Origin of the sequence: Ruegeria arenilitoris (genome assembly GCF_013035425.1) — a bacterium.
Taxonomy (GTDB): Bacteria; Pseudomonadota; Alphaproteobacteria; order Rhodobacterales; family Rhodobacteraceae; genus Ruegeria; species Ruegeria arenilitoris_A.
Genome location: NZ_WQHX01000008.1, coordinates 56952 through 82762, shown reverse-complemented (window position 1 = coordinate 82762; position 25811 = coordinate 56952). Strand labels below are relative to the sequence as shown.

Annotated in this window: 22 protein-coding genes and 1 tRNA gene; 16 read left to right on the top strand and 7 right to left on the bottom strand. The window is 50.8% G+C overall.

Annotation, left to right across the window (positions count from 1 at the left end):
• Positions 1-90 precede the first annotated feature (90 nt).
• Entirely contained in the window at positions 91-525 is a 435-nt protein-coding gene (gene hpaR, locus GOV45_RS19205) for a homoprotocatechuate degradation operon regulator HpaR (RefSeq protein ID WP_170480826.1), read from the top strand.
• Between the two features lie 96 nt (positions 526-621).
• A complete protein-coding gene (locus GOV45_RS19200) occupies positions 622-1539 on the top strand; it encodes a helix-turn-helix transcriptional regulator (RefSeq protein ID WP_170480824.1) in 918 nt (305 codons plus the stop codon).
• A gap of 10 nt (positions 1540-1549) precedes the next feature.
• Here GOV45_RS19200 and GOV45_RS19195 read toward each other — a convergent pair whose 3' ends face one another.
• Together GOV45_RS19195 and GOV45_RS19190 are read right to left on the bottom strand one after the other, a co-directional pair.
• The gene (locus tag GOV45_RS19195) at positions 1550-2761 is read right to left on the bottom strand and encodes a winged helix-turn-helix domain-containing protein (RefSeq protein WP_170480822.1); all 1212 of its coding nucleotides are present in this window, start codon (positions 2759-2761) and stop codon (positions 1550-1552) included.
• 10 nt (positions 2762-2771) lie between these two features.
• Entirely contained in the window at positions 2772-3797 is a 1026-nt protein-coding gene (locus GOV45_RS19190) for a LacI family DNA-binding transcriptional regulator (protein WP_170480820.1), read from the bottom strand.
• A 116-nt stretch (positions 3798-3913) separates the two neighbouring features.
• On the opposite strand from GOV45_RS19190, the gene GOV45_RS19185 reads away from it, so the two are divergent.
• Positions 3914-3990: transfer RNA gene (locus GOV45_RS19185), tRNA-Arg, on the top strand.
• A gap of 255 nt (positions 3991-4245) precedes the next feature.
• On the top strand, positions 4246-5217 hold the full coding sequence (locus GOV45_RS19180; protein ID WP_170480818.1) for an NAD-dependent epimerase/dehydratase family protein: 972 nt from the start codon (positions 4246-4248) through the stop codon (positions 5215-5217).
• A 248-nt stretch (positions 5218-5465) separates the two neighbouring features.
• Here GOV45_RS19180 and GOV45_RS19175 read toward each other — a convergent pair whose 3' ends face one another.
• Positions 5466-6518 (bottom strand): LacI family transcriptional regulator, encoded by a 1053-nt coding sequence (locus GOV45_RS19175; RefSeq protein ID WP_170480816.1) that lies wholly within the window; start codon positions 6516-6518, stop codon positions 5466-5468.
• Between the two features lie 161 nt (positions 6519-6679).
• On the opposite strand from GOV45_RS19175, the gene GOV45_RS19170 reads away from it, so the two are divergent.
• The 9 genes from GOV45_RS19170 to GOV45_RS19130 all read left to right on the top strand — a co-directional run bounded on the left by GOV45_RS19170 (position 6680) and on the right by GOV45_RS19130 (position 16818).
• Entirely contained in the window at positions 6680-7906 is a 1227-nt protein-coding gene (locus GOV45_RS19170) for an ABC transporter substrate-binding protein (RefSeq protein WP_170480813.1), read from the top strand.
• A gap of 76 nt (positions 7907-7982) precedes the next feature.
• The gene (locus tag GOV45_RS19165; RefSeq protein WP_170480811.1) at positions 7983-8876 is read left to right on the top strand and encodes a carbohydrate ABC transporter permease; all 894 of its coding nucleotides are present in this window, start codon (positions 7983-7985) and stop codon (positions 8874-8876) included.
• On the top strand, positions 8869-9774 hold the full coding sequence (locus GOV45_RS19160) for a carbohydrate ABC transporter permease (protein WP_170480808.1): 906 nt from the start codon (positions 8869-8871) through the stop codon (positions 9772-9774). The genes GOV45_RS19165 and GOV45_RS19160 overlap by 8 nt, the downstream gene beginning before the upstream one ends.
• A 6-nt stretch (positions 9775-9780) precedes the next feature.
• Positions 9781-10860, top strand: coding sequence for an ABC transporter ATP-binding protein (locus GOV45_RS19155; protein ID WP_170480806.1), 1080 nt, complete (start codon positions 9781-9783; stop codon positions 10858-10860).
• A 43-nt stretch (positions 10861-10903) separates the two neighbouring features.
• Positions 10904-11644, top strand: coding sequence for a sugar phosphate isomerase/epimerase family protein (locus GOV45_RS19150; RefSeq protein ID WP_170480804.1), 741 nt, complete (start codon positions 10904-10906; stop codon positions 11642-11644).
• An 11-nt stretch (positions 11645-11655) separates the two neighbouring features.
• Positions 11656-12789 carry a Gfo/Idh/MocA family protein gene (locus GOV45_RS19145; RefSeq protein ID WP_170480803.1) on the top strand — a complete coding sequence of 378 codons (1134 nt, stop codon included), beginning with the start codon at positions 11656-11658 and terminating at the stop codon, positions 12787-12789.
• Positions 12790-13033: 244 nt separating this feature from the next.
• Positions 13034-14155, top strand: a complete 1122-nt coding sequence (locus GOV45_RS19140) for an adenylate/guanylate cyclase domain-containing protein (RefSeq protein ID WP_170480802.1) — start codon at positions 13034-13036, stop codon at positions 14153-14155.
• A 25-nt stretch (positions 14156-14180) separates the two neighbouring features.
• Complete coding sequence (locus GOV45_RS19135) at positions 14181-15770, top strand: GH3 family domain-containing protein (protein ID WP_170480801.1); 1590 nt, start codon at positions 14181-14183, stop codon at positions 15768-15770.
• On the top strand, positions 15760-16818 hold the full coding sequence (locus GOV45_RS19130) for a hypothetical protein (RefSeq protein WP_170480800.1): 1059 nt from the start codon (positions 15760-15762) through the stop codon (positions 16816-16818). Before GOV45_RS19135 ends, GOV45_RS19130 begins: the two co-directional genes overlap by 11 nt.
• A 4-nt stretch (positions 16819-16822) precedes the next feature.
• On the opposite strand, the gene GOV45_RS19125 is transcribed toward GOV45_RS19130, so the two are convergent.
• Complete coding sequence (locus tag GOV45_RS19125) at positions 16823-17608, bottom strand: SDR family NAD(P)-dependent oxidoreductase (protein ID WP_170480799.1); 786 nt, start codon at positions 17606-17608, stop codon at positions 16823-16825.
• 10 nt (positions 17609-17618) lie between these two features.
• Positions 17619-18884 carry an aminotransferase class I/II-fold pyridoxal phosphate-dependent enzyme gene (locus tag GOV45_RS19120; protein WP_170480798.1) on the bottom strand — a complete coding sequence of 422 codons (1266 nt, stop codon included), beginning with the start codon at positions 18882-18884 and terminating at the stop codon, positions 17619-17621.
• Between the two features lie 116 nt (positions 18885-19000).
• Here GOV45_RS19120 and GOV45_RS19115 point away from each other — a divergent pair, with 116 nt between their 5' ends.
• Complete coding sequence (locus GOV45_RS19115) at positions 19001-20785, top strand: AMP-dependent synthetase/ligase (RefSeq protein ID WP_170480797.1); 1785 nt, start codon at positions 19001-19003, stop codon at positions 20783-20785.
• A gap of 81 nt (positions 20786-20866) precedes the next feature.
• Here the strand turns inward: GOV45_RS19115 and GOV45_RS19110 are convergent, their stop codons facing one another.
• On the bottom strand, positions 20867-22210 hold the full coding sequence (locus GOV45_RS19110; RefSeq protein ID WP_170480795.1) for an adenylate/guanylate cyclase domain-containing protein: 1344 nt from the start codon (positions 22208-22210) through the stop codon (positions 20867-20869).
• Between the two features lie 320 nt (positions 22211-22530).
• Between GOV45_RS19110 and GOV45_RS19105 the strand changes: the two genes are divergently transcribed.
• A complete protein-coding gene (locus GOV45_RS19105) occupies positions 22531-23421 on the top strand; it encodes a YegS/Rv2252/BmrU family lipid kinase (RefSeq protein ID WP_170480793.1) in 891 nt (296 codons plus the stop codon).
• A gap of 198 nt (positions 23422-23619) precedes the next feature.
• On the opposite strand, the gene GOV45_RS19100 is transcribed toward GOV45_RS19105, so the two are convergent.
• A complete protein-coding gene (locus GOV45_RS19100; protein WP_170480791.1) occupies positions 23620-24714 on the bottom strand; it encodes an AI-2E family transporter in 1095 nt (364 codons plus the stop codon).
• 385 nt (positions 24715-25099) lie between these two features.
• Here GOV45_RS19100 and GOV45_RS19095 point away from each other — a divergent pair, with 385 nt between their 5' ends.
• Positions 25100-25807 carry an ABC transporter ATP-binding protein gene (locus tag GOV45_RS19095; protein WP_170480789.1) on the top strand — a complete coding sequence of 236 codons (708 nt, stop codon included), beginning with the start codon at positions 25100-25102 and terminating at the stop codon, positions 25805-25807.
• Positions 25808-25811 lie beyond the last annotated feature (4 nt).

The following is a 25811-nucleotide window of genomic DNA, read 5'->3' as shown; positions in this document are numbered from 1 at the left end:
TCCAGTTCTTTATTGATCTGGCAAATAAACTCGAAAAGTTCTTATTTTACGATGAGTTGCACTTATGTGAGATTTAAGCAAGAATTGACCATGTCTGATGAACTGCCACTGATGTCCCGGTCTCTTCCAATCGCTTTACTGAGAGCTCGGGAAAAGGTTATGGGACCGATCCGCGCCATTTTGGCTGATGCTGGTGTGACCGAACAGCAATGGCGTGTATTGCGCGTTCTGAAAGAGCAGGGGCCGCAGGAACCAACACAGATAGCGGCCAGCGCTTGCTTGCTTTTGCCGAGTTTGACGCGGATCCTCAAGAAACTGGAAGATAAGAACCTGATTTTTCGCCATATTTCTCCAAACGACCGGCGTCGCCAGATCGTGGAAATCAGCGAAGGCGGTGAACAGATTATTCAAGCAAACATCGCCAGAAGCTTGGGTCAGGCTGAACAAATTCGCAATCTTCTGGGTCCGGATCGACATGACTTGCTTCTGGATATTTTGGGAGAATTGGATGATCTGGAAACTTGATCACAATGTATCAGCCACGCAGTCTTCTCACGGAATTGAGAAATAGATGATTTCGGCATAATTTTTGCACCGTAATACACGAATGGGTTGGATTCGATGGCAGGACAGAACCGACCGACATTACCGGAAAACTCAAAAGACGCAGCCGACAGATCTGTTTCGACATTTCTGGACCTGGTTTCTCACTTGGGTGCTCGTGTTCGTAAGGCCCGGCAGATCAAGCGAATGTCACGTCGAGAGCTGTCTGAAAAGTCAGGAATTTCAACGCGGTATTTGGCCCAGCTTGAGGCGGGAGAGGGCAATATTTCCATCGGGTTATTACAGCGCGTTGCGCAGGCTTTGGATTACAGGATTGAATGGCTTATTGCCGAAAATGAGCCTTGGGATTCGGAAACCCTGCGTGTGGTTGAGTTGTTTCAGAGGGCAGATCGCAGTGTCAAGGACACCGTGTTGGGAAAACTGAGTTCCAAACCCTTGGATTCCCATCGTGCGCACCGGATTTGCTTCATCGGTTTGCGAGGTGCCGGAAAGTCGACTCTGGGCGCGTTGGCGGCAGACACATTGCGATTACCCTTTGTAGAGCTGACGCGTGTGATCGAGGACATGGCTGGGATGCCACAACAGGACATCATGGCGTTCTTCGGGCACGAAGGTTACCGCAAGCTGGAATCGCAGGCTCTTGACCGAACTATCGAGTCTAACGAACGAATGGTGCTTGCCGTCGCTGGGGGAATTGTGGCGGAACCAGCCACATATTCAAAGTTGCTAGACCGCTTTCACACAATTTGGTTGCGTGCGTCGCCTCAAGAACACATGGATCGTGTCCGTGCGCAAGGGGATGAACGACCTATGGCCGGAAACCCGGCCGCGATGGATCAGTTGAAATCGATCCTTGCCAACCGCGAAGCGTTGTATGCTCAGGCCTCTGCTCAGCTGGACACATCGGGTCGTTCAGTCGATTCCTCGTTGCAAGAGGTTCAGGCGGTAATCAAGGAAATGAAGTTTCTGGATTGAGATTGTGAGTCTATTTTGGGTCTTTCAACCAGTTTTCAGCAAAATCAAACCGATCAAGTTTGGCGAGCCGGCACACTCTGTCCAGCTCTGATTCCAGTCGTTTTGTTCTCGCTTGTGACCATCGCACCGATCTTTCGGGCCAAACCGCTTTCACCATTAGAACGCTTTCGTCTCGATGCGCCTTCATGTCCATTCTTCCGATAAGGCGGTCGCCTTCAAGCATTGGAAAGACGTAGTAGCCATAGATGCGTTTGGGCCCGGGCACGAAAACCTCGATACGGTAATGAAATCCGAAAAGGCGTTCAGCGCGATTGCGGTCGCGCAGCATCGGGTCAAATGGGCTGAGTATTCGGATCCGCCTTGGGGCCGGTGGTAATGACAAGGCCACATCATTAGTTCCGGGGCGCGCCACCCCTTTGCGGATGCGTCCGTCCGCGCATGAAACACTGACCTCCTCTAATTCTCCCCGTAATAGAGCCTGATCTGTCCAAGTTTTTGCCTCGGCCGGGCTAACGGTGTCCCAAAAGGCAGCCAGTTCGCCCGATGAGGCGAATCCTAGTCGGTCAAGCGCGGCGTTGCACAGCCAATCGATGGTATCCGCCGAACTGAATTCCTGGTAACCGGGGCATAAATGCTCCTCGATCACACGTTCAGTCAGATCATATCGTTTTTGGAATCCCTCGCGCCCAATGACCGTCAGGGCACCAGAGCGCCATAGGTAATCCAGCGCGGTTTTGGAAGGATGCCAATCCCACCAGCCGCCTGGCGTTCCCTTTTTTTCGCCTTTCCCCAAATCAGAAGAGCTAACCGGCCCATGATCACGAACATGGCGCAAGACTGCGCCGAATTGTTCTTCCATTGTCACGCGCCGGGAATTACTCCATCTCGCCCTCATCGTTTTTGCATCGCGCTGAAAACGTAGGTGCCAATGAGGATAGTATTCCATTGGAATCACTGCAGCGTCATGCGTCCAATGTTCGAACAACGCTCTATCCGCCTCATATAGGCGTTTCAAGTTGTTGGTCCGATAGGATGCCCTGCGTGAAAACAGGATCATGTCATGTGCGCGGGCGACAGTGTTGATGCTGTCGAGTTGCACGAAGCCCAACCGCTGAATCAAGTTCAACAAGTCGGCACCTTTGGCCGAACCGGATGGTTGCTCTAGCAGAGCATGGCGATCCATGAACAGGGCACGGGCCGCCTTATTATCTAGTTTTTGCATTTAGTTTCCGTCAGCGCCGCTTGAGCGTATCACCAAAGCTGATCTTGGGGGTCAGGGTTATGCGGGATTCTATCTCTACTTCCGGGTCTTTCAGTTGGGTCGAGATTATTTCGGCCGCTTTGCGGCCAATTTCCAGACGACAGGCATCCATGGTCGCCAGTTTGCGCGGCAAACCCTGCAGTAACTCAACATTGTTGAACCCGGCCAAGCCAATTTGACCAGGTATTTCAATTCCCTTTTCAAGTAAATACAGCAACCCGCCCGCGCCGATCATATCATTGGAGTAATACAGAAAGTCCAAGTCAGGTGACCGTTCGAGCATCGCTTGCGTCATCTCGCGCCCTTTGGCCAGCGCCGACCCGCCCGAGTAAAATTCGCGATCTTCAATCTCGATCCCATGTTTGCCCAGCACTTCGGTAAATCCCTCGAACCGTTTACGGGCCCGATGATCCAAAGGCATCTTAGTGCCCATGAAGCCGATATGCTGGTACCCCGCCTTAAGGATCGCTTGTGCCATCTCGCGCCCCGCGCGGCGATGAGAGATTCCGACCATCGCATCGACCGGTTTTCCATCCGTATCCATGATCTCAACAACTGGGATACCTGCTGAATCCAGCATGGCGCGCGCTGCATCTGTGTGTTCCAGTCCAGCGATAATTACGCCCGACGGCCGCCATGACAACATTTCGTACAGGACCTTCTCTTCCTTTTCGGGCAAGTAATCCGTTACGCCAACGACCGGTTGAAGTTCGGTATCTTCCAATACTTGATTAATGCCCGTCAGAACCTCAGGAAAAACCATATTTGACAGTGATGGAATAATGACTGCAACAAGATTGACCCTACTGGACGCAAGCGCGCCTGCGATCTTGTTTGGCACGTAACCCAGCTCTTTCGCGGCGGCCAAAACCCGGGTTCGCGTGGCGTCGGAAACATCGCCCCGGTTGCGCAGGACCCGACTTACTGTCATCTCGGACACTCCGGATGCTTCAGATACATCTCGAAGAGTAAGCGGGCGTTTGTTTTCTGTTGTCACGAGAGGGCACCTGCGTTGTTGTTTTGCCGGATGGTAGCGTGAACAAGACGTATTTTACAACTGCTACGCAAAGGTCATGACATCCCCAGAAAACCAAGCTACAGAGAACCTTGCGAGGCCCCGTGGCTCAACTGGATAGAGCAGCCCCCTCCTAAGGGACAGGTTGCAGGTTCGAATCCTGCCGGGGTCGCCATTTTTTGACAGAGTAATTTTTTCCAACAATGTTTTATGTACTATTGCATCGGCTGTGGACGTTGGAGTTTTTTACCTGGTTGCTTTGACCAGGAATACCTCTTGCGCTCATGATCGGTTTGCGGGTGTGCATTTTCCGCCGTTGAAGGGCCCGCATGATCGGCGCTTGTCGCCCAAAACGATCTGATTTCTTGTGGGTCGACTAACGTAATTAACACTTCCATATTAGATTTGGAAACTTCGGGAGTTGTGAAAATTGGATTCTCTGACCGAACCATTCTTGATCGAACCATCTCGGGTAACTGGAACCATACTGGTTACCGGTGCAGGAGGGTGTATTGGGTCGTGGGTTGTTGCGATCCTTGCAAACTCTGGCGCCAAGGTCGTGGCCTTCGATCTTCGCGAAGATCGAAGGCGATTGTCACTTCTGATTGATGACGAGGCTGCAAGTTGCGTAACCTGGGAAGTCGGCGATATATCAAATCAGGATCAGCTCTACGAAATTTGCGGTAGGCACAATGTTACCGCCGTGATTCACCTTGCTGGATTGATGATCCCTTTTTGCAAAGCTGACCCGGCGTTGGGCGCTCGTGTGAATGTAGAAGGAACAATAAATGTTCTTGAAGTCGCGCGCCGACATGGGTTGAAAAGGCTTGCTTACGCAAGCTCGTCTGCTGTCCACGGAATGCCGCCGGGCGGACCGACAATTGCCACGCTTTATGGCGCATACAAACTTGCGAATGAATACACTGCAGAAGTTTATTCGCTTGATTGGGGGGTGCCGTCGGTGGGAATTCGTCCAAACGTTGTTTACGGGGTAGGGCGCGACCAAGGGATGACGTCAGAGTTCAGCGTGGGCTTGGCGCATTCTGTCATCGGTAAACCATTTCGAATTTCTTACGGAGGACCATTGAGTTGGCTTTATGCAGGTGAAGCTGCATCAGCTTTCATAGCATCCGTGAGCAAAGATGGTGAAAGAGCCGTTGTTTTTGACCTAAATGGAACCTGCATGACTGTCGAAGAAGGGCTGGAGATACTTTCCAGCCTTGATCCAGCACACGAGATCACCACGACCGGTGATATGTTGCCGGTACCAGCTGACCTGAGTGACCAGCCAATCAGAGATTATCTTGGGGACTATCCTTCGGTAAAACCTGCAGAAGGAATCCGTTGGACGTTGGAAGCGTTTCGCAGACTGCATTCAGAAGGGAAGTTGGCGTTCAACTAGTAGCCAGGGGCAACATCTTGGAGCGAATATTGATGTGCGCCATGACTCAAATGAAAAGACTTCGTATGGTCGCGCAAGTAACTTGAGGAATGCCGTTTTGCGCATCACTTCAGAGCTTCGTTCGTCCATGGCTCGAAGTTTCGTTCTTCGAATGTTTTAGGTACGCCGCCCCAAAGGACCGAACGTTGGTCTTGCGACTTACCGAAACGAAACTTCATCTCTGCGGCATTATGTAATTCACACCGGTACTAGTCGTCTGCTGGGACCTCGAGCTTCTGCATGAGCGGTTGGCTTGGCTGTAGTAGTTGCCTCATAACTGCTTTCGCAAGAAAGCTACCCGCGGTTCCAACGTCTTCAAATTCGACAAGGATATCTTCGCGAAAAAGCTTTAATATTGGGACAACCTCCTTTGAGAATACATCAATGTCCTGCCCTAAACGTCTGCCCCTTTGCTCAACTGCAACAATAGCGGCCATCGCTGCCTTTGACGATGAGCAGATGATGGCATCGATATCAGGTGAAATTGACAATCTGCGCTTGATCCAATGACGGATGTCGTCGGAAGATTGATCACTGTCCACGTTCTGCGCCACTCGAAAAGTAAGGCCCAGATTCGGAGCCGCCTGTTCCAATCCGCGCAACATATCTTGCGAGTAGTTTTGACTTGAGGGAGGCAACATTGCGTATACATTTTTGCGGCCGCGCGCAGCAAGCCGCTTAAGGGCGACGTGCATAAAAGCTGTGTTGTCGTAATCATAGTATGCGTGTCGGTCGCACCAAATAGTGCGTCCGTGGGTCGCGAAAGGGAAATTTCGCTTCAAAAGATAGTCGACTCGGGGGTCCTCGGGCTCAGTCATATTGAAGATCACGGCATCTGCCGAGCGGGTTTCGACGATATATTTGATGGGGCGAAGTGAGTCTTCGTCTGGAAACCACGGCAGCACGTTTAGATGAAATTGAGTGCCCCGAAGTTCCAGAGCAATTGAATTCGTCAATTTCGAAGCGTTGTTTATGACTTCGCCTTCTGCAGGAACGACCAATGTTATGACGTTCGTTCTGCCTGTGCGCAGTCGGACGCCGGCCCGGTTGGGGACGTATCCGATGGCTTGAGCTATGGTTCGAACAAGCTCTTTGGTGTCGCTGCTGATGTCCGGTGCATCGCCCAACGCACGTGACACGGTCGCGACGGCCAAGCCGCTGATTCTTGCAATTGTTTTCAAAGTCGGACGTTCGCCGGGACGGACGAGTGCCTTGAGCTCGTCGGAACTCAAATTGCAAAGATCTGCTGTCGTTCGTCGCATTCCGATCAACTCCGTGAAGGCAATAATTGAGGCTCGGTATTCAAGTTCCGTCGTTCCTCCGCAAGAGCGCGGTCCATATATAGCCGTCTAAAAAAAGCCTTTGCAAGCATTAACTATAACGTTATAGATCGACCTATAACGTTATAGATTGGGAGGAAGACATGAATCGGGTCAAAGGGCTGTTATCAGCAACAGCGATTGTCGCGGCGTCCAGCGCTGCTGCTACCGAGCTGGAAGTCATGCATTGGTGGACTTCTGGTGGCGAAGCTGCGGCGGTGAAGGAATTCGCAGACGCATTCAATGCATCGGGAAACACTTGGGTTGACGCGGCAATCGCTGGCGGAGAGGCGGCGAGGGCAGTAATGGTCAGTCGATTGACCGGCGGAGATCCGATGGGCGCCTTCCAGTTCAACCATGGGCGTCAGGCCGAAGAATTGATTGAAGCAGGTCTTTTACGCGACATCACGGATATTGCCGAGGCAGAGGGTTGGAAGGATATCGTAAACCCTTCGACATTGCTTGACGCATGCACCGTAGACGGGCGCATTTATTGCGCGCCTGTAAATATTCACTCTTGGCAGTGGATATGGTTGTCGCACAAAGCCTACGAAGATGCAGGACTGCCGGTTCCCACCAATTGGGAAGAATTCGTAGCATCCGCGCCAAAACTTCAGGAGGCTGGAAAGCTCCCTCTGGCGCTGGGACAACAAGGTTGGCAACAGCGCGGGCTGTTTAATGTGCTCTTTGCTGCTTTGGTATCAAATGACGTCTTTATGTCTGTGTACGGCGACAAAAATGTTGAGATCGCCGGGGGCGAGGATGTGGCAGCGGTGTTCAAAGCGGCTGAAACCGCGCGCGCCATGGCCGCAGAATCAACGGTACAAAACTGGAATGACGCAACTAATCTCGTAATCACCGGGCAGGCCGGAGGTCAGGTCATGGGTGACTGGGCGCAAGGTGAATTTGCCATGGCTGAACAAGTCGCCGGTGAAGATTATAGTTGCCTGCCCGGTTTGGGCATGACCGAGCTGCTGAGCACCGGAGGTGATGCCTTCTATTTCCCGGTGTTGGAGGATGAAGCGCAAGTCGCAGCGCAGACTGAATTGGCAAAACTGATGCTGAAACCTGAAACGCAAGTGGCGTTCAATTTGAAAAAAGGTTCGCTGCCTGTTCGCGGTGATATTGATTTGTCGACTGCAAACGACTGCATGCAGAAGGGCCTGAAACTTCTGAGCGAAGGCGCCCTGCTGCCTGACACAGCGATGCTGAACACGCCTGACACGGCCGACCAGATCAGCACGCTCTTCGTCGAATTCTTCGCTGATCCTTCGATAACGGCTGAGGACGCTCAGGCGCAATTCGTGACGATTATCGAAAACGCCGAATAAACAGAAGCGCGGTCGATCAACCAAAAAGGTGGGTCGACCGCAAACTACCGTTCAATATTTGAGTTGGGGAAAGCGCATGAGCAACGGGCGCCCGAGCCAATTGTTTCGCAACAAGTCAGCAAAAATAGCGGCGATCCCGATGATCGTAACAGCGCTTTTTGTATTTGTTGGCGGCACGGCCTGGACTGTTGTCTACAGCTTCACGAAATCTGGCCTGTTACCTCGGCTCAAATGGGTTGGGTTAGATCAGTACGAAAGGCTGTGGTCGACCAACAGATGGCTTGTTTCGATCGAGAACTTGATCATCTATGGCCTGTGTATGTTGGTGCTGGTTTTTGTCATCGGCTTCATTCTAGCCGCATTGATTGATCAAAAAATCCGGTTTGAGAACACCGTTCGCACCATCATTCTCTATCCCTACGCACTTAGCTTTGTTGTTACTGGTCTGGTTTGGCAATGGATCCTAAACCCCGATTTTGGAATCCAGAGCATTGTTCAAGGACTGGGTTGGGAAAGCTTTGCGTTCGATCCTCTCTACAACGCAGACATCGCAATATTCGGGGTCTTGATCGCTGGGCTTTGGCAAGGCAGCGGTCTTGTTATGGTGCTGATGCTCGCCGGGTTACGTGGTGTAGATCAGGAGGTCTGGAAAGCAGCGCGTATCGACGGAATCCCTGCTTGGAAAACCTACATATTTATCGTCATCCCAATGATGAGACCGGTTTTTATCACGACATTGGTTTTGGTCGTCACAGGTATTGTGAAAATTTATGACCTCATCGTCGCCCAGACAGGCGGCGGCCCGGGTGTCTCGACAGAAGTCCCAGCGAAATATGTCTACGACATGATGTTCCGAGCAAACAATCTGGGTCAGGGTTTTGCCGCGTCGACGATGATGCTGTTGACCGTGGCTTTGGTTGTAATTCCCTGGGCAATTCTCGAATTCGGAGGCTCGAAAAACCGTGGTTGATGTATCGCCTTCGACATTGTCGGGACCGCAAGGTCCAAAGCCGAGGAAAGTCATCTCGCGTAGAAACATTTTTCTCTACGGCACACTCTTTGTTGTTGCGATCTACTATGCGTTGCCTCTTTACGTAATGATCATAACCTCACTTAAAGGTATGCCCGAGATCAGGTTGGGGAACGTCTTTTCCCCGCCTGTAGAGGTGACATTTGCTCCTTGGGTGAAAGCATGGTCCGAGGCCTGCACCGGCCTGACTTGCGACGGACTCAGCACCGGATTTTGGAATTCGGTCAAGATTACGGTTCCGTCTGTATTTATGTCGATCGCGATAGCCTCGGTTAATGGCTACGCTCTAGCCAACTGGAAATTCAAAGGCGCTGATGTTTTCTTTACTATCCTCATCTTTGGCGCGTTCATCCCTTATCAAGTGATGCTTTATCCGATCGTCATAATGCTACGCGAGATGGGTATCTATGGCTCGCTGGGCGGTTTGGTGATTGTGCACACCATTTTTGGAATGCCCATCCTGACCCTGCTTTTCCGGAATTACTTTACCTCGCTGCCGGAAGAGCTGTTCAAGGCCGCCCGCGTCGATGGGGCTGGATTTTGGGGCATCTATTTTCGCATTATGTTGCCGATGTCGGTACCGATTTTTACAGTTGCCGTGATCCTGCAAGTCACTGGTATTTGGAACGATTTTCTGTTTGGGGTTGTGTACGCACGACCTGAAACCTATCCGATGACCGTGGCGCTCAATAACATCGTTAATTCCACGCAAGGGGTTAAGGAATATAACGTCAACATGGCCGCAACGATTATAACTGGCCTTGTCCCTCTCACTATTTACTTTGTTTCCGGGAAACTCTTCGTTCGCGGTATCGCCGCTGGCGCAGTCAAAGGGTGAATTCGTATGAACAATTCGGTTGAAATCAAAAACCTCGACCTGGAATTCGGCTCAGTCAAAGTTCTTCAAAACCTTAATCTGGAAATCGGAAAAGGTGAGTTTCTGGTTTTGCTCGGATCATCAGGCTGCGGAAAATCTACCCTGCTGAATTGTATCGCGGGGCTGCTTGATGTGACTGCGGGACAAATCCACATCAATGGCAACAACGTTACCTGGTCCGAGCCTTCGGAACGCGGAATAGGAATGGTGTTCCAGTCTTATGCGCTTTATCCACAGATGACGGTCGAAGGGAATCTTTCCTTTGGTTTAAAAAACGCCAAGTTACCGAAGACCGAGATCGCCCAGCGCATCAAACGGGCGTCCGAAGTATTGCAGATCGAGCCGCTTCTGAAGCGCAAACCCGCTGCTCTTTCCGGCGGGCAACGTCAGCGCGTCGCGATTGGGCGGGCTTTGGTGCGTGATGTGGACGTATTTCTGTTTGATGAGCCACTTTCCAATCTTGATGCCAAATTACGGGCGGATCTTAGGGTCGAAATTAAGCGCCTGCACCAAAACCTAGAAAATACAATGATCTATGTAACGCATGACCAGATCGAGGCAATGACTCTTGCCGATCGAATTGCAATTATGCGCGGTGGTCAAATCATGCAACTTGGCACACCAGACGAAATCTACGGGCAACCAATCAATAAATACGTCGCGGGGTTCATCGGGTCACCTTCGATGAATTTTCTGGATGGTCGAATTAAAGGGCGAGAGTTCGAATTTGGTGATCTTTCTATACCGATGACCGGATACAATTTTGTCAACGGTAGCCCGACAGACAGTGAAACCACTCTTGGCATCCGGCCAGAACACGTGGTGACTGGTGAACTGGTTGGCAATGCGCCATTTCAGACGGATGTAACTGTCGGCCTTATTGAGCCCACAGGTTCTGATACTCTGGTCGACTGTGAACTGGCTGGGACACCTTTTCGGGTGCGGATGGATGGGCAGGCTAAGGTTTCAGTCGGTGAAACCCTTCGTATTGGTCTCAATCCGTCGCGGGCATCGCTTTTTGATAAACAAACTGAGTTGCGGCTCTGACCGCCACTCGCGCAATTCCAACACCGTTTCGGAAGGACATTCTATGCCATCCATTTCTTACCAGCTTTATTCTTCGCGTGATTGGGACGCCGAGGAGACTTTTTCGATGCTCGCTGAACTCGGTATAACAGAAGTTGAAGGGTTCGGACCATATTTTGAGGACCCGTCCAGAACTGCGGCGATGCTTGAGGCCAACAACCTCAAGATGCCGACGGCTCATTTCTCTTTGGATTTTGTTGAGAATAACCCTGAACGAGCCGTCGAGACGGCAAAGGCGCTGGGCATTCAAGTTGTTGTCATTCCTTTCCTGGCCCCATCAGACCGGCCAACAACTGCAGCAGGGTGGAAGTCTTTTAGTGAGAGGCTGGCGAAGGCCAGTGAGCCTATAGTTGCGGCAGGATTACAGTTTGCGTGGCACAACCACGAATTCGAACTGAGTTCAGTCGAAGGTGTCATGCCTTTGGATCTGATCGCTGCCGCCTCGGAAGATATCGGAATTGAGCTTGATCTTGCTTGGGTCAAGGTCGCGGGTCAGGATCCTGTCCAATGGCTGGAAAGGTTGTCTGGCAAAATAGTTGCCGTTCATGTAAAGGACGTCGCTCCGCAGGGCGAGAACAAGGACGAAGACGGTTGGTCCGACGTAGGTCACGGTATCTTGGATTGGGCTGCCATCAAGCGGGCAATGGATACAGCAGGCGTTGAACGCTACATCATCGAACACGATAAACCGAGTGATCATAAACGCATGGCAACCCGTTCGCTTGCCAGTGTTCGGGCGTTCTGAGGGGCTTTGTCATGAGGAACCTTGGAATTGGTATCATCGGATGTGGAAATATCTCGGCCGCCTACCTGGAGTTGGCGCCCTTGTTCAATTTCCTCGAAGTCCGGGCAGTAGCTGATCTGGACATGCAAGCTGCCGAAGCCCGAGCTCAAGAATTTGGCGTGAGAGCCGTTGCGATTGACGACCTGCTTGCTGCGGACGACATCGAAATTATCGTCAACCTGACCGTCCCTGCCGCTCATTTTGAAGTAACGAAACGAATATTGGAGAACGGCAAACACGCTTATTCTGAGAAGCCCTTTGTTCTAACCCTGAAGGAAGGCGAAGAGATTCGCCAACTTGCGCAAAGCAAGGGGCTTAGGGTCGGGTCGGCGCCGGATACGTTCCTTGGTGGCGCACATCAGCTTGCCCGGGCAGCGATAGACGAAGGTCAGGTTGGTAAGATCATAGGCGGAACTTGCCATGTAATGTCGCACGGAATGGAAGCCTGGCATCCCAACCCTGATTTTTTCTTCCAACCCGGTGGCGGCCCCATTCTTGATCTCGGACCCTACTACTTGACCAACCTTGTGCAGTTGATCGGACCCGTAAAGTCGGTAACAGCCATGGCATCGACCGGTTTCAGGACACGTACAATCGGCAATGGCCCACGAGAAGGCGAAGAAGTTGGGGTCGAAACTCCAACGAACATTCACGCAATCCTCGAGTTCGTTTGTGGCGCATTGGTGACCCTAGGGGCGAGCTGGGACGTTTGGGATCATCGTCACGCAAACATGGAGCTTTACGGCACCACCGGATCACTTTTTGTACCTGATCCAAATTTCTTCGGCGGTGAAGTTTGTATGACGGATGCAACTGGAGAAACTGCCGAAATTGCGGAACGAGCTCATCCGTTTTCAGTGATCAATACAAAAGACGGGAGCGGACTCAGCCGCGCCAATTATCGTTGCGCTGGGCTTGCAGATATGGCTTCGGCCATTATCCAAAATGTGCCGCACCGCTGCAGTCTCGAGTTGGCGACACACGTTGTAGAAGTCATGACAGCGATTTTGAATGCGGCGGAACAGCGCCGTTGGATCGAGGTTACGACGACATGTGATCGGCCTGATATACTCACGCCGAAACAAGCTGAAAGTCTTCTCCGTTAATCTTTTCTTCTGCTGGCGACACATTCTGCAAGCATTTATTCGCGAGACCTCGGAAAACCTGGGCATCGAACCCGGATATGAAACTGTTTTGTCTTTCGCGCGCTACACCGTGGCAAGTGACGCTCTAGATCTCAAAATCTTCGTATGGTCGAACGACGGGGTACAATGTGACAGTAACCAGCCTTTACTGTGCTAGGATACCGGTACGTTTCAATTGTTTTGAAGCTGTTGTGGGGTGTGAACAATGGCAGCCAAGTCGTCAATAACTCGGATCAAAGAGCTCAATATAGATCAAGAAGAGGCACTTTTACTTTGTGGCCTTGTAGATGACGTGCAAGATCCTTTGGCACTGGAGCCACGTCCGTACAGGTATGCCGAGGGAGAAAGCATATGTCGCCCGGGTGACCCGGCCGAATGCCTTTGGATTATTGTAACAGGTTCCGTTGCAGTCAGACTGAACGATCAAACTTTGTTTGTGAGACGCCGAAATGAGGTCATTGGGGAACAGCATCTGGTAGGTAATGGATATCGTCGTATTTACGAGTTGGTCGCTGACGAAAGCAACGTTGAAGTTTTGATCATCGACAAAACGAAAATAGAAGCGCACCCGGAATCTGGCGTTCTATGGCGTAACATAGCAAAAATTATATCAATCAAACTTCGAAACGCGACTAGAAAAACCGCGTCTTTGGGCCGCCAGCTGGCTGACGATACGCGCATTCTTCACGCATACACCAACCAATACGCGTTGAGCCGCCGAATGCAATCGGGTGGTGAAAACCAAGCAGATTATGTCGTAGAGCGCGCGGTTATCTGGTTCTCGGATGTTGTCAACTTTAGCAGGTTCACCCTGAAGACTTCGCCGGAACGAATTGCGGATGTTGTCCAACGTTTTTTTAACGCTCAGACGACGCCTGTTTTGGATTGCGGCGGGCATATCGACAAGTTCATAGGTGACGGCTTGATGGCGTTTTGGGTGATGAAGGACAAAAGAGAAAGTGCTGCAGCGATTTGTGCTGAAGCGGTTAACGCTGCAGAGCAAGCGGCTAAGAATGTTTCGGAAATAAAAATAGGAAATGAACCGCTGTCCTTAAGGATTGGTCTGCACCTTGGTCTGGTCGTAAGTGGAGACTTTGGCTCAGCGACACGACACCAATTCACCATGATAGGCCCTGAGGTAAACAAGGCGGCCAGATTGGAGCAGATCCATTCTGACGATATAGAGCAAGGTGAGGGTGCATTAGGTGGTATTAGGCTAAGTCAAGAGTTCTGGAACGAACTAAGTGAATTCCACAAAGGGAAGTTCAGCCATCAATTCCTGGTTAAAGCCAAAAATATTGGAGAGCTTGACGTTTTCACAAACTGATTTGGTGGGATAGGCGGCGGAGCCAATGAACAAACCACATCCAACACGAACAAACGGCAAGTCCGCCCGCATGATAGACTTCAGTCCAATAGCTCGGCGGTATGCAAACGCGCGGGTATGGAGTTTGAACAGGCAAAGCCCCAATATCATTCAGTCGCGATTATTGATCCGGCTCGTAAGACGGGCGGCTAAAACAAAGTTCGGGAAAACCCATAGCTTCGACCAAATCACCCAGATTGAAGAATTCCAGAAAAGAGTGCCTGTTCGTCATTACGACGAGTTCTGGCAAGACTGGTGGAAGGCTGGTTATCCGGATCTAATCAACGAGACTTGGCCGGGGCGGATCCCCTTTTTCACGATGACTTCCGGGACAACGACTGGTCGTTCCAAATTCATTCCCTATACGACCGAGATGCGGCGCTCCGCAGCGCGAGGTTTTTTGGATCTGTTGTGCCACCACTTTGTTCACAGACCTGACAGCCGGTTGTTGGGCGGTTCTGCGCTGGGGCTGACAGGGCCAGCTCAACTGCAGCACGCGATGCCGGGTGTAGACGTAGGTTCTGTAAGCGCGATTACAGCTGGCGCTTTACCAAGTTGGTTTGCTGATCGTGTGCTGCCGCCCCCAGACATTGCCGGTATCGCAGACTGGGAGGAAAAGATCCGCCGGCTGGCCCCTTTGTCTTTGCGGCAAGACGTTCGTTTCTTAGGTGGATCACCCAACTGGTTATTAATCTTCATGGAAGAATTGGCCCAAACCCAGCAGAGGCCGAATGGCAGACTTGTCGATTGGTATCCCAACCTTGAACTAATCGTTCATGGGGGCGTAAACTTTGCCCCTTACCGGCATCGGTTTTCAGACTTGATGCAGGGAGGTCATGCAGAAACACGCGAGATGTTCTCGGCAAGTGAAGGCGTATTTGCCTATGCCGACCGTGGCGACGGTGAGGGCATGCGCTTGCATCTGAACGGGCAGGTTTTCTTTGAATTCATACCTGCGGAACAGGTTCATTCGGAAAACCCTGATCGGCATTGGGTGGGAAATATTGAAACTGAAGTAGATTATGCTTTGATAGTTTCAACAGCTGCTGGACTCTGGTCGTATCTGGTGGGTGACATTGTTCGCTTTGTAGACACTTCGCCGCCTCGTTTGTTTGTTGTTGGACGAGTTGAGAATGGACTGTCAGCCTTTGGGGAACATCTGATCGAGGCGGAAATCGCAGACGCTGTGGCTTTCGCTGCATCGCAAGCAGGTCTTTCAGTTCTCGATTATTGTGTGGGGCCCATTCGCGAAATCAGAGGCAATCGCCACCTCTTCCTCATTGAGGTTGAAGGCGCGCCAGAACCGGAAACTGCAAAGAATTTCGCCGATATCATCGACCGCGTTCTATCTGAGCGAAACGAAGACTATTCGGAACTTCGCGGCAGCGGCCTCGCTATTTCAGCGCCTGAAGTAAAATTTGTCCCTTCCGGGGGTTTTCTTAGGTGGATGAAAGCCCGCCGCAACTTGGGAGGCCAGTACAAGGTTCCTCGGATAATAATAGATGGCAGCCTGTTCGAAGATTTACTTGCGACCGTTCTAGGCAGTGCTGCCAAAGGCCAAACTCATGACAGTTGAATTGATCTGGAAAGACATCAATTCCCAAAAAATGATCACACGATCGGACAAACCGTCTGACGCGACTGTCGAAATGCTCGGTCAGACAATTTGGGGAAGCCGATCGACCAAGTACCGCATTATGAATATTTCTGAAAAACTCGCCCGATTGCGCAATCCCAGCTATTTCGTTTTATCCGAAGCCGGGCAGGAACTGTGCGTTTTCGTTCTTGATAAATGTTCCAAGTTTTTAGCGGGGCGCCAGTGCAATGGGTTTCACTTTGTCATGGCCTCAACACGGCCTGATCGACAAAATCAGGGCCTGGCTGGACAGTTGATCGAGCACGTTGGAGAATACTGTAAGTCAGAAGTTGGATCGCCAGGCTTCGGTTTTGCCTACGTCGAAGAAACGACTGAGTATTCGCTGCACCTATCAGATCAAATTGGCCATACGGTTGAGGCAGACATTCCCTTAACGCTGTTTGCAAGGTTTTTCCCGCGTCGCGATCCATCTGCAGGTTTGATCCGACCGGATGAAGTTCAACCGATTATGGCAAGGTTAGAAGAAAGTTATAAAGACCATGAATTGACCGATTTCCCCTCGTCTTTCAAATCCGAAGAGTGCTTTGTTTCGCGTGAAGGATCAGAGATTGTCGCGGTGGCTCAGGCCGAGTTGTTGCGATGGGCCGTTGTCTCGATGCCCGGCATTCAAGGTGTTTTTTTATTGAATATTCTGAAACGGTTGCCCTGGTTTAACCGCCTTCTGAACCTTGAGGATCTAAGGATCGTTCGGATTGGGAATCTGATTTTGAATAAAGGACATGAGGCCGCATTTTTTAGTTTGTTAGAGACCTGTTTGCATTACCATCAAGCAAAAATTGGCCTCATTATGTTGGATGCGCGCAGCCCATCGTTTCGAGCTATTCGAGAGTACGGCAAAATGGGATTGCTGGCCCATTCCATATCAGGGTCAGCAAAACTGAGAATCGATGTTGTTGGTATGAATGAGATGATGCTTGCGCAATTACGAAATGGGCCTTTGATGGTAAGTGCCGGCGACGTACTCTGATTGGTCAACCACCGACTATCATTCTCCCTATCGAAGCAGGCATGAGTTTGAAAAAAAGAGCAACAGTCTTGTTGAAAAGGCCCGGGATGCAGATCGGTTGGTTCTTCCTGACTGCACGTATAGCGGCGACTGCCACGTCATTCGGCTGGCTCCACATCCAAGTTGGGATTGTCACAGATTCCACGGTGCCACCTGCCGCAGTTTGAAACCCAGTGCGTGTGAAACCCGGGCAAACAGCGCAGACATTCACGCCAGTTGCTTTCAATTCTGCCCGCAATGCTAGCGAGAATTGTGCCAAGTAAGACTTCAAGGGATAGTACAAAGTTCCCCCAGCGTGCGGTGGTAGCAGTGCAGCCAACGACGATACATTAATGATCTGGCCTGATCTTCTTTCCCGCATCGCTGGCGCAAAAAGATAGCTCAGTTGAACCGGGGCTGCGGCCATCACTTCGATGGTGTCACGATGCCTGCTCCATTCCACTTCGCACAAATTTCCCGGAACCCCAAATCCAGCATTGTTGACGAGGATATCCACTGGGATTTGTCTTTCGGACAGAAAATTGAACAGGCGATGCGGTGTCTCAGGGTCAGCAAGATCACCCGCCCAAACTTGCACTTTAATGCCATGCTTTGAACGAAGCTGAGACGCCAATTGCTGCAGCGGGTCATTGCGGCGAGCGACAATTACCAAATTGACGCCTTCGCGTGCATATTCCTCAGCAAACGCAAGGCCAATTCCAGAAGACGCTCCTGTGATCAGAGCTGTTCTGCTATTAGAAGGCACTATCATCTAAGGAACCTTAAAGTTTCAATGTCTCGCGCATTTCCGCGAGACATCCCAACAAGAAATCGATCTGTTCGCGCTCGTGTTGGCACGTCATCACAAACCGAATTCGGGCTTGTCCCAGCGCAACAGCAGGATACCGAGCATGCGGCGCAATTATACCTCGATGTCGCAGAAGACGGGTCACCTCAGCCGCTTTTAGTTCGTCACCTATCAGGGTCGGGACGATATGCGCTTCGCTGCCAAGCGTTTTGTAACCTTGCGACTCGACTTCGCGGCGGAAATAAAACGCGTTCTCCAGCGCCTTTTCACGCCGCCAAGGTTCACGTTCGGCAATGTCTATAGCCTCAGTCACACCTGCTGCGATTGAAGGCGGCAAAGGCGCTGAAAAAATGTAGGTGCGTGCCGAGATTCTTAAGAAGTCGATCACCTCTTGATCACCGGCGACGTACCCCCCAACACCACCGAATGCCTTTGTAAATGTTCCCATTTGCAGGTCTACGTCTGATGAAGAAACTCCGTGGTGTTCCAAGCTGCCACGTCCGTTTTCCCCAAGCATCCCAACCCCGTGCGCGTCATCGATCATCAGCATAGCGTTGTTTTTGCGGGCCAGCTCGGCCATCGCTGGAATTGGGGCAATGTCTCCGTCCATACTGAACACACCGTCGCTTAGAATGAGTTTTGACGGCATGGTTGATTGACTAATTGTTTCCGCCAGTCGTTCCATATTCTTGTGCGGGAACCGACTGACCTTGGCCTTGGCAAGACGGATGCCATCCACGACACTGGCATGGTTCAGTTCTTCGCTGAAAACTTCCCAGCCGAACGTTTCATCTTCTCTGACGCTGGTGGCATCTTGGTGGCCAAGGTGAGTCTGGGCCAGAGATTGAAGAAAGTCGACTTTCATAAGGGCCGGAATGACCCCAACATTGGCCATGTAACCCGCGGCAAAACAGATAGCGTCTTCTTGGCCCACAAACTCCGCGATGCGGCATTCAAGTGCTCTGTGAACATCTATGTTTGCCGCCATCTGCCGAGATCCGCCCGATCCGAGCCCATAGCGTTCCAGCGCTTTTTGCGCCGTCGCCTTGACGTTGGGATGGTTGGAAAGACCAAGTAGATTGTTCGAGCAGAATAACAGATGGTCCCGGCCATCGACCCAAATTACAGGCTCCGTCGTTGCACTATTCACGATGGGATTGTTTGGATAGAGACCCGAGTTCTGCACAAGTCGCGTTAGTGATTTTATCCGTTCAGAGGGTGAAGAAGCAGTTCCAGCCATTAGTTGAACCTTTCTTTCCAAGTCTCAAATTTCAAAACAACTCAAGACGCGCAAAAAGGTTAGCCCGCCCGGAAGTGGTTTTAATTGATTTGAATCATGGAGCCTGCGATCCCCGCATGAGAGGATCGGCTATGCTTGAGAGGTCGTTAGACAGCAGGGCAGATGTTTCGCTGTGCCAAACTATTCCCGAGGCGTTTGAAGCAAGGGTTAGCGATACGCCAGACTGCCCGGCCTATCTACAGTTCGTTGACGGTGAATGGCGGACTTTGACATGGCGCATGGTGCATGAACGTGTCGCCAAACGTCGTGCCGCGTTTGCGCAATCCGGGTTGCGCCCAGGTGACAGAGTTGGAATTTTCTTACCCAACGGGGTAGATTGGGTTGTCACCGATCTGGCGGCCATGAGCGAAAGGCTTGTCACCGTTCCGGTCTACACCCGGGACAGCGCCGCCAATATTTGCCACGTTTTACGCGACAGCGGCGCGGTACTGTGTGTAACCGACGGAATTGAACGCTGGAAAGCTTTGGGGCCGCAGCGCAAAACCCTATTCGAACTTAGAGATGTCTGGCTGGTCAAAGATAAACAAGCCTCAGGTGGGCGCGCGATTTCTTGTCCGGAACCATTGAGCTGTAGTACGCAGAAAGTCGGTGGCGATTTTGGTTCGCAAGACGACTTGGCAACACTGATCTACACGTCCGGAACCACTGGCCCGCCCAAGGGTGTGATGCTTGCACACAGGGCGTTGCTTTGGAATGCGGGGACTGTCGGAAAGATAAACCCGATTTCCGAAAAAGATTTGTTCCTATCCATTCTTCCATTGGCCCACGCATTTGAGAGAACTTTGGGTTATCTCTGTCCCATGCTCGCCAATAGTCCGGTGGCATTTACGCGGTCGGTTCAAGACTTGGCGGAAGATATGCAAGAGTTGCGTCCTACCGTAATGTTGGCGGTTCCGAGACTTTTTGAACGGATCCGTGAAAGGGTAATCTCCAAGGCAGACACGTCAGTTATTTCACGCAAAATTCTGGCTTGGACCGAGGTAACAGGTTGGCGTCGGCGACAGTCTATTGAAAAAAACCTTCCGACCGTGCCCGCCATTGCCCAGCTCTATTGGGCGCTGGTTGGTCAACGTGTAGCAAGGCGAGTGCGAGAGGCATTTGGCGGCCGAATACGAATGCTGGTTTGTGGAGGAGCGCACCTGTCCGCAGAAACATCGCGATTCTTTGCGGCGATGGAATTGCCGGTACTGCAAGGTTATGGACTCACAGAAGCGGGACCTGCAGTTACCGGGTCGAAAATAGATGACCGTCGCTGTGACAGCGTTGGGTTTGCGCTTCCGGGCAGCGAATTGAAAATCGGCGACAGACAAGAACTGTTAATTCGCACTCCAAGCGCTATGATCGGGTATTGGAAAAATCCAGATGCGACAAGCGAAGCCTTTGATGAGGGTGGCTGGCTCCGTACTGGGGATGCCGCCGAAATCGTCGACAGTAGAGTTTACATAAAGGGTCGGATAAAGGATATCCTCGTCCTCTCGACTGGGGAAAACGTGAATCCCACACCGATCGAGACAGCATTGGTTGCAGATCCGCTGATCGATCAGGCATGTGTTTTGGGTGATGGCAAGCCATGGTGTTCAGCTGTTGTTGTCGTGAACGTCCCGAAATTCCAAGTGTGGGCTCGTGAAATCGAACCTTCTTCAGAACAAATCCGGAAAAAGTTAGTAAAGCGTATTTCCCTCGGTTTATGCGATGTTCCACCCTATGCCCGCGTTCGGGATGTGGTCATCGAGGTCGAACCCTGGGATCTTGAAAGTGGCTTAATCACACCAACACTAAAGCCTAAGCGAGCCCGAATTGCAGAACGGTATGCAAATGCAATAAACAACCTCTACGTTTAAGTCTGGGTATTTCGGTAAGCCTCAATTTTTGTGGGAACTTGGAGTGAATTAGTTGGACGGACGTGCTGTTCCATTTTGTCGTTACGCGGTAGAATATTTCCAAACTTTTAAACCAGACGCTCTCCCTCGAATTTCTTGGTAACCTGCGAGGGTCAGCCGGTTGAGGCTCGGCGCTTTGCCATTTTTTTGGATAGCGCGCACCAACTCGTCGCTGACAATAAGTTGGGCATCAAGTTCGCGTGTAAGATGCTCGATCCTGCTGGCTATATTCACGGTATCACCGATTACACCGTATTCAAGCCTACGCTCGTTGCCCATGTCACCGGCCACCACTGGACCCCAATGCAATCCGATTCCCACGTTTATGGGCTCAAGACCTGACAAATGTCTTTCCTTGTTCCAATTGTTCAAAGCTTGGATCATCTCGAAGGCGCAATTCAAAGCGTTTGCCGGATCATTCGGACTTGGGTCGGGCGTGCCGAAAGTAGCCATAAGCCCGTCGCCAATGTACTTGTCCAAAGTACCTTGATTTTCGAATACGGCCTTCCCCAAACGCTCATGATATCCTCGTAGTAGGTCTATGATCTCTTCAGCGCTGGAATTTTCGCAGAGCTTTGTGAAACCCATGATGTCCGCGAAAAGAACTGCCACGTCTTGCTGTTTTGCGGCAGCGACCGAAGCATTCGAGTTGCTCAACTGATTTACGACATTCGGCGAAAAGTAACGCGCCAAACTCGCGCGTTTTCGTTCTGTTGAAAGTAAGTTCAGCACAAGGCGTCGGGAACGCGCGACCACTATGGCAAGGCCTGCGGAGACTATCGATACGACCAGAAGTTCTGTTGCCGCGTATCCGAGGAACAGAAAGTTGAGGTCCGAACCGGCTTGAAGCCATGCATCTACTGTTTGCTCCTGAAGATCTAGATTTGTGTAAACGTTTGGTTTGTTCAAAAACCATAACCACATTCCAAAGCGGGCTAGAATTATGCTCATCCCGCACCAGACGACCAAAGAAGGTCGAAAGCTGAACGATGCCTGCATCAAAAACAGAAAGAAATAGAGGAACCGTGTAGTATCCATCGCAATGGCAGGTGGAAGGGGATCGTTATTGTAAGGTGAGCCCAGGGAAAAAACCGCCGCCAACAGAACGCAATCGACGGAAACAAAAAAGTATTGGAGTGTTCGTCCAGTGTGGTGCTTGCGGGCGACCCAGTATTGGAATCCGCCAAGTATGACGAAAACGAAGATCTCTAAAAGGTTGAAGTAATACGTTGGCCCTGTTTCCGGACTGTCTATGGCCTGCCACAAAAGAACAAAAACCAAGGCAACGGTACGAACCTTAGCAGCCAGCATTGTGCCGCGGCGTTCCTCCTCGGCAAAGGCAGCCTCGTTGCGGGCTTGCAACCTGTTTTGAACCTCGTCCGACATCTGCATGGTATCTTAAACGGCTCGTGCAAAAACGCTAAGCCAAACTCTCTGTATGGAACCTGGCACAGAAAGCTAAGCCGAGATTTTGGTTCCCAAGGACAAAGCGCAAATCGTAAAAATACGTCCAACGGAACTAAGGTATAAAAATTGGTAATAAACGACCGCCCATTGATGGCTGTAAAGTCGCTAAAAATTTCTTGGATATGCGCTTAGGTTTCTTTGATTTAGACCCTTCGATTTATGATCAGGGTGACACCCCAAGGCACCTGCAAAAAGTTCAAAAGGCTTGCGCAAGAACATCTCGTCTTTATTCTGGAAAAATGGCCAAACATACTCTGCTTATTCTCAACAGGAAATCTGCAGCAAGACCCGATCTGCGTGCAGCAGTTCGACCGATTGAAAAAGAGCTTGGCATAAAAGTGATCATACCCTGGTCCGGAAAAGACCTTCGGAAATCTGTTCGAGAAGCCATCAACGATGGTGTGACACGGATTGTCGCTGGCGGAGGGGACGGAACCTTGAACTCCGTCGCAGCCGCGGTTTTGCGGTTGCGGAAAAAGGCGCCCGTTTCATTGGGGCTGGTACCTTTGGGAACAGCTAACGACTTCGCGCGGGCATTTGGCGACAAGGGCTCAGATTTGTCTGCATCAGTTCGGGTTGCCGCCACAAAAGCAGCCGAACCAATTGATGTCGGCTACATCAACGGCAAACCGTTTGTGAATGTGGCCAGCGGTGGCTTTGGCGCGATGATCACTGCAACTACGCCCAAGGAAATGAAAAAAAGGCTGGGCGGACTTGCATATACGTTGTTTGGGCTTGCTAAGCTTTCAGATGCGAAATCTGTGCCAGCGCAAATTTCGATTGATGGCGGAGCACCTTACAAGGTTTCAATTTCTGCCCTTGCAATTGCGAACAGTCGTTATGCAGGAGGTGGTTTCGACGTAGCGCCGGAAGCTGAAATTTCAGATGGTTTACTTGATTTAAGCGTCCTATCCACTGATCGGCTTATGCCGGAAAACCTGCCCTTCGGGAGATTGCCTGATATCTCTGACCCCAAAGAGGGCGTTGTTCAGCGATCGCGATTGAAAAGCATGGTTCTGGAGACATCCCAGCCTTTTCATATGAACCTGGATGGCGAACCAATGGTCGATCAACGCTTCGAGGTATCGATCAAGCCAAAGGCGCTGAACTTCGTTTTTCCGGGTGCTTGACCTTGTAGTCGTGATGATTGGTCGACTTTTTGCGGCCGACTAAATGTTTCTGACGCGATGCGGACCCAACTAGAAGAGCTATGAAAGATGAAAAGCTGATTTTTACATGAGAAAATCATGTGACGGGAGGCGTTTTTCTAACATATGCCAAACTCAGTTAGAGCGTTCCGTCACAGAATAATTCGAAAAGCAAAGCGATCAGCTGTTTGCTTCTTTTACATTGCCGATCTTTCCGTCACCGGACATCAATATTGCAATTGGCTGCGTAGGCGGAATGTTGGAAAGAACAATCATTATACAAACAGTGATCGGTACACTCATCAAAGCGCCAGCGATCCCCCAAACTGCCGTCCAGAATGTGAGCGCCAGAATAACCATAAATGGTGACAAGTTCAGACTTTTGCCAAGAAGCATTGGCTCCAGAATATTTCCGACAGAGAACTGAACAGCACCACAGCCAATCAGAACGATCAGGAACGGTACAGTTTCTTCAAACTGTACTAGCGCTACAACAGAAGGAAGTGCCACGCCAATTACGGAACCCACTGTAGGGATAAAATTCAGTAAAAATGCAAGCACGGCCCAAGTTTCTGAGAAATCCAGCCCCACAGACGCCATTACCGCGTAACTGCCCAAGCCGGTAATCGCGCTCACAAGTGTTTTAATTCCAACGTATCGTTGGATGCTGTCAGAAGTACTCTTAAGAACTTGCCGAACTTTGTCAGCGGTTTCCGCATCTGGAATCGCTAGTTTTACTTTGGCCTGCATTTGAACTCGTTCGGCTAGCATGAAAGGCACATAAAGAAGCACAAGAAAAAAAGCGCTTAGAAATGCTCCGGCGGAACCGATGACCCCACTGGCAAATCCGGCGAGGTTAATTTGTTTAAACGCCTTCATTGCAGCCGCGTAATTGTCTTGCCCGACAATCGAAACCACCTGAGCAAGAATACTCGACAACCGCTCTTCATACCGCGGAAAAGCTTCTGAAACTTCGCCGGCCTGACTTGAAAGAATAGAAACGACAATCAAGAGCCCAATTACCACTACGGAAAGGGCTGAAAAATGCGCCAACCACTTTGGGATGTTCCTTCCCATCAGTTTTAGCCTGCTAATTCGATCTGAAGTCGCGGTGAGAAGAACAAATAGCAGGGCTGCAAAAGAGAGTGGAACCAATACCGAAGAAGCGAATACCAAAGAGGCAACGGACAAGAAAAGGAAAACAACCAACTGATACCAAAATGTAAGACCGATAAATTGCGGAGCAGGTTTATCAGGCTGAGAGGTCTTTTTCATGCAACGGCTCCATCATCAGACCTTTACGGCTCAGAGATCATTCATTTCCTTTGATGTATTAGGGCTGCTCTGATTGTTTTTGGCAAGTGTGACCAAGTTGTTGGACGCTTGGCGCACTTTCGTAATTCAGAAGCACGAATGATTTTGGTTTATAAAGATCGCAGCAAGACAACTTCGAACGGTTTTCGATTGCGTCAAAAATGTCGTGGTCACCAAGCTAATCTTCCGCATTTGAAGCGGCCAAGAAGTCCGAACGTACATCTTCACAGCAAAGTGGATGATTTCGGATTCCGTCGTGAGATAACTGTTGGGCAAGATGATCATGTTAAATTGACAGCCTTGCATGGACGTATACCCACGCAACTATTCACGCTAATATAACCCCGTGAAACGGAACGCGTTTACCATAACTAATCTGAAGAAAATTTACGGTGAGGGCCCTGCAGCCGTTCACGCATTGCGCGGTGTAAATTTGGAGATACCCGAACACGAAGTTGTCGTACTACTCGGAGCTTCAGGTAGTGGAAAGTCGACTTTGTTGAACATCGCAGGTGGGCTGGATCGCAGCTCGGAGGGTAATGTTTACTTTCGCGACCAGAATTTGACGTTAATGTCGGATACTGAACTTACCCGCTATCGGCGAGATCACGTTGGGTTTGTATTTCAGTTTTATAACCTCATGCCCAGTCTTACGGCTCGTGAGAACGTGGAACTTGTCACAGAGATCGCGCGAAATCCAATGGACCCAGACGAAGCGCTTTCCCTTGTTGGCCTTACGAACAGAACCGATCACTTTCCGGCACAACTCTCAGGGGGTGAGCAGCAACGCGTCGCCATCGCTCGGGCGGTTGCCAAACAGCCAGATGTGCTGTTTTGCGACGAACCAACAGGTGCATTGGATAGTATAACAGGAAGGACGGTTCTGAAGGTTCTGAAAGACGTGAATGAAAGGCTGGGTGCAACTGTCTTAATTGTTACCCACGCTGCGTCTCAGGCGGCTATGGCTGACAGGGTTATCCGTTTTGGCGATGGCGCGGTCATCGAGGTCACAAAAAACGCCGCCAAATCGGCACCTGAAGATATTGAATGGTAGCCGC

Excerpts from the sequence above, each read along its gene's own strand:
- hpaR (WP_170480826.1), top strand. The coding sequence starts at position 91 with ATGTCTGATGAACTGCCACTGATGTCCCGGTCTCTTCCAATCGCTTTA.
- GOV45_RS19200 (WP_170480824.1), top strand. The coding sequence starts at position 622 with ATGGCAGGACAGAACCGACCGACATTACCGGAAAACTCAAAAGACGCA.
- GOV45_RS19195 (WP_170480822.1), bottom strand. The coding sequence starts at position 2,761 with ATGCAAAAACTAGATAATAAGGCGGCCCGTGCCCTGTTCATGGATCGC.
- GOV45_RS19175 (WP_170480816.1), bottom strand. The coding sequence starts at position 6,518 with ATGCGACGAACGACAGCAGATCTTTGCAATTTGAGTTCCGACGAGCTC.
- GOV45_RS19170 (WP_170480813.1), top strand. The coding sequence starts at position 6,680 with ATGAATCGGGTCAAAGGGCTGTTATCAGCAACAGCGATTGTCGCGGCG.
- GOV45_RS19165 (WP_170480811.1), top strand. The coding sequence starts at position 7,983 with ATGAGCAACGGGCGCCCGAGCCAATTGTTTCGCAACAAGTCAGCAAAA.
- GOV45_RS19155 (WP_170480806.1), top strand. The coding sequence starts at position 9,781 with ATGAACAATTCGGTTGAAATCAAAAACCTCGACCTGGAATTCGGCTCA.
- GOV45_RS19150 (WP_170480804.1), top strand. The coding sequence starts at position 10,904 with ATGCCATCCATTTCTTACCAGCTTTATTCTTCGCGTGATTGGGACGCC.
- GOV45_RS19145 (WP_170480803.1), top strand. The coding sequence starts at position 11,656 with ATGAGGAACCTTGGAATTGGTATCATCGGATGTGGAAATATCTCGGCC.
- GOV45_RS19140 (WP_170480802.1), top strand. The coding sequence starts at position 13,034 with ATGGCAGCCAAGTCGTCAATAACTCGGATCAAAGAGCTCAATATAGAT.
- GOV45_RS19135 (WP_170480801.1), top strand. The coding sequence starts at position 14,181 with ATGAACAAACCACATCCAACACGAACAAACGGCAAGTCCGCCCGCATG.
- GOV45_RS19130 (WP_170480800.1), top strand. The coding sequence starts at position 15,760 with ATGACAGTTGAATTGATCTGGAAAGACATCAATTCCCAAAAAATGATC.
- GOV45_RS19125 (WP_170480799.1), bottom strand. The coding sequence starts at position 17,608 with ATGATAGTGCCTTCTAATAGCAGAACAGCTCTGATCACAGGAGCGTCT.
- GOV45_RS19120 (WP_170480798.1), bottom strand. The coding sequence starts at position 18,884 with ATGGCTGGAACTGCTTCTTCACCCTCTGAACGGATAAAATCACTAACG.
- GOV45_RS19115 (WP_170480797.1), top strand. The coding sequence starts at position 19,001 with ATGAGAGGATCGGCTATGCTTGAGAGGTCGTTAGACAGCAGGGCAGAT.
- GOV45_RS19110 (WP_170480795.1), bottom strand. The coding sequence starts at position 22,210 with ATGTCGGACGAGGTTCAAAACAGGTTGCAAGCCCGCAACGAGGCTGCC.
- GOV45_RS19105 (WP_170480793.1), top strand. The coding sequence starts at position 22,531 with ATGGCCAAACATACTCTGCTTATTCTCAACAGGAAATCTGCAGCAAGA.
- GOV45_RS19100 (WP_170480791.1), bottom strand. The coding sequence starts at position 24,714 with ATGAAAAAGACCTCTCAGCCTGATAAACCTGCTCCGCAATTTATCGGT.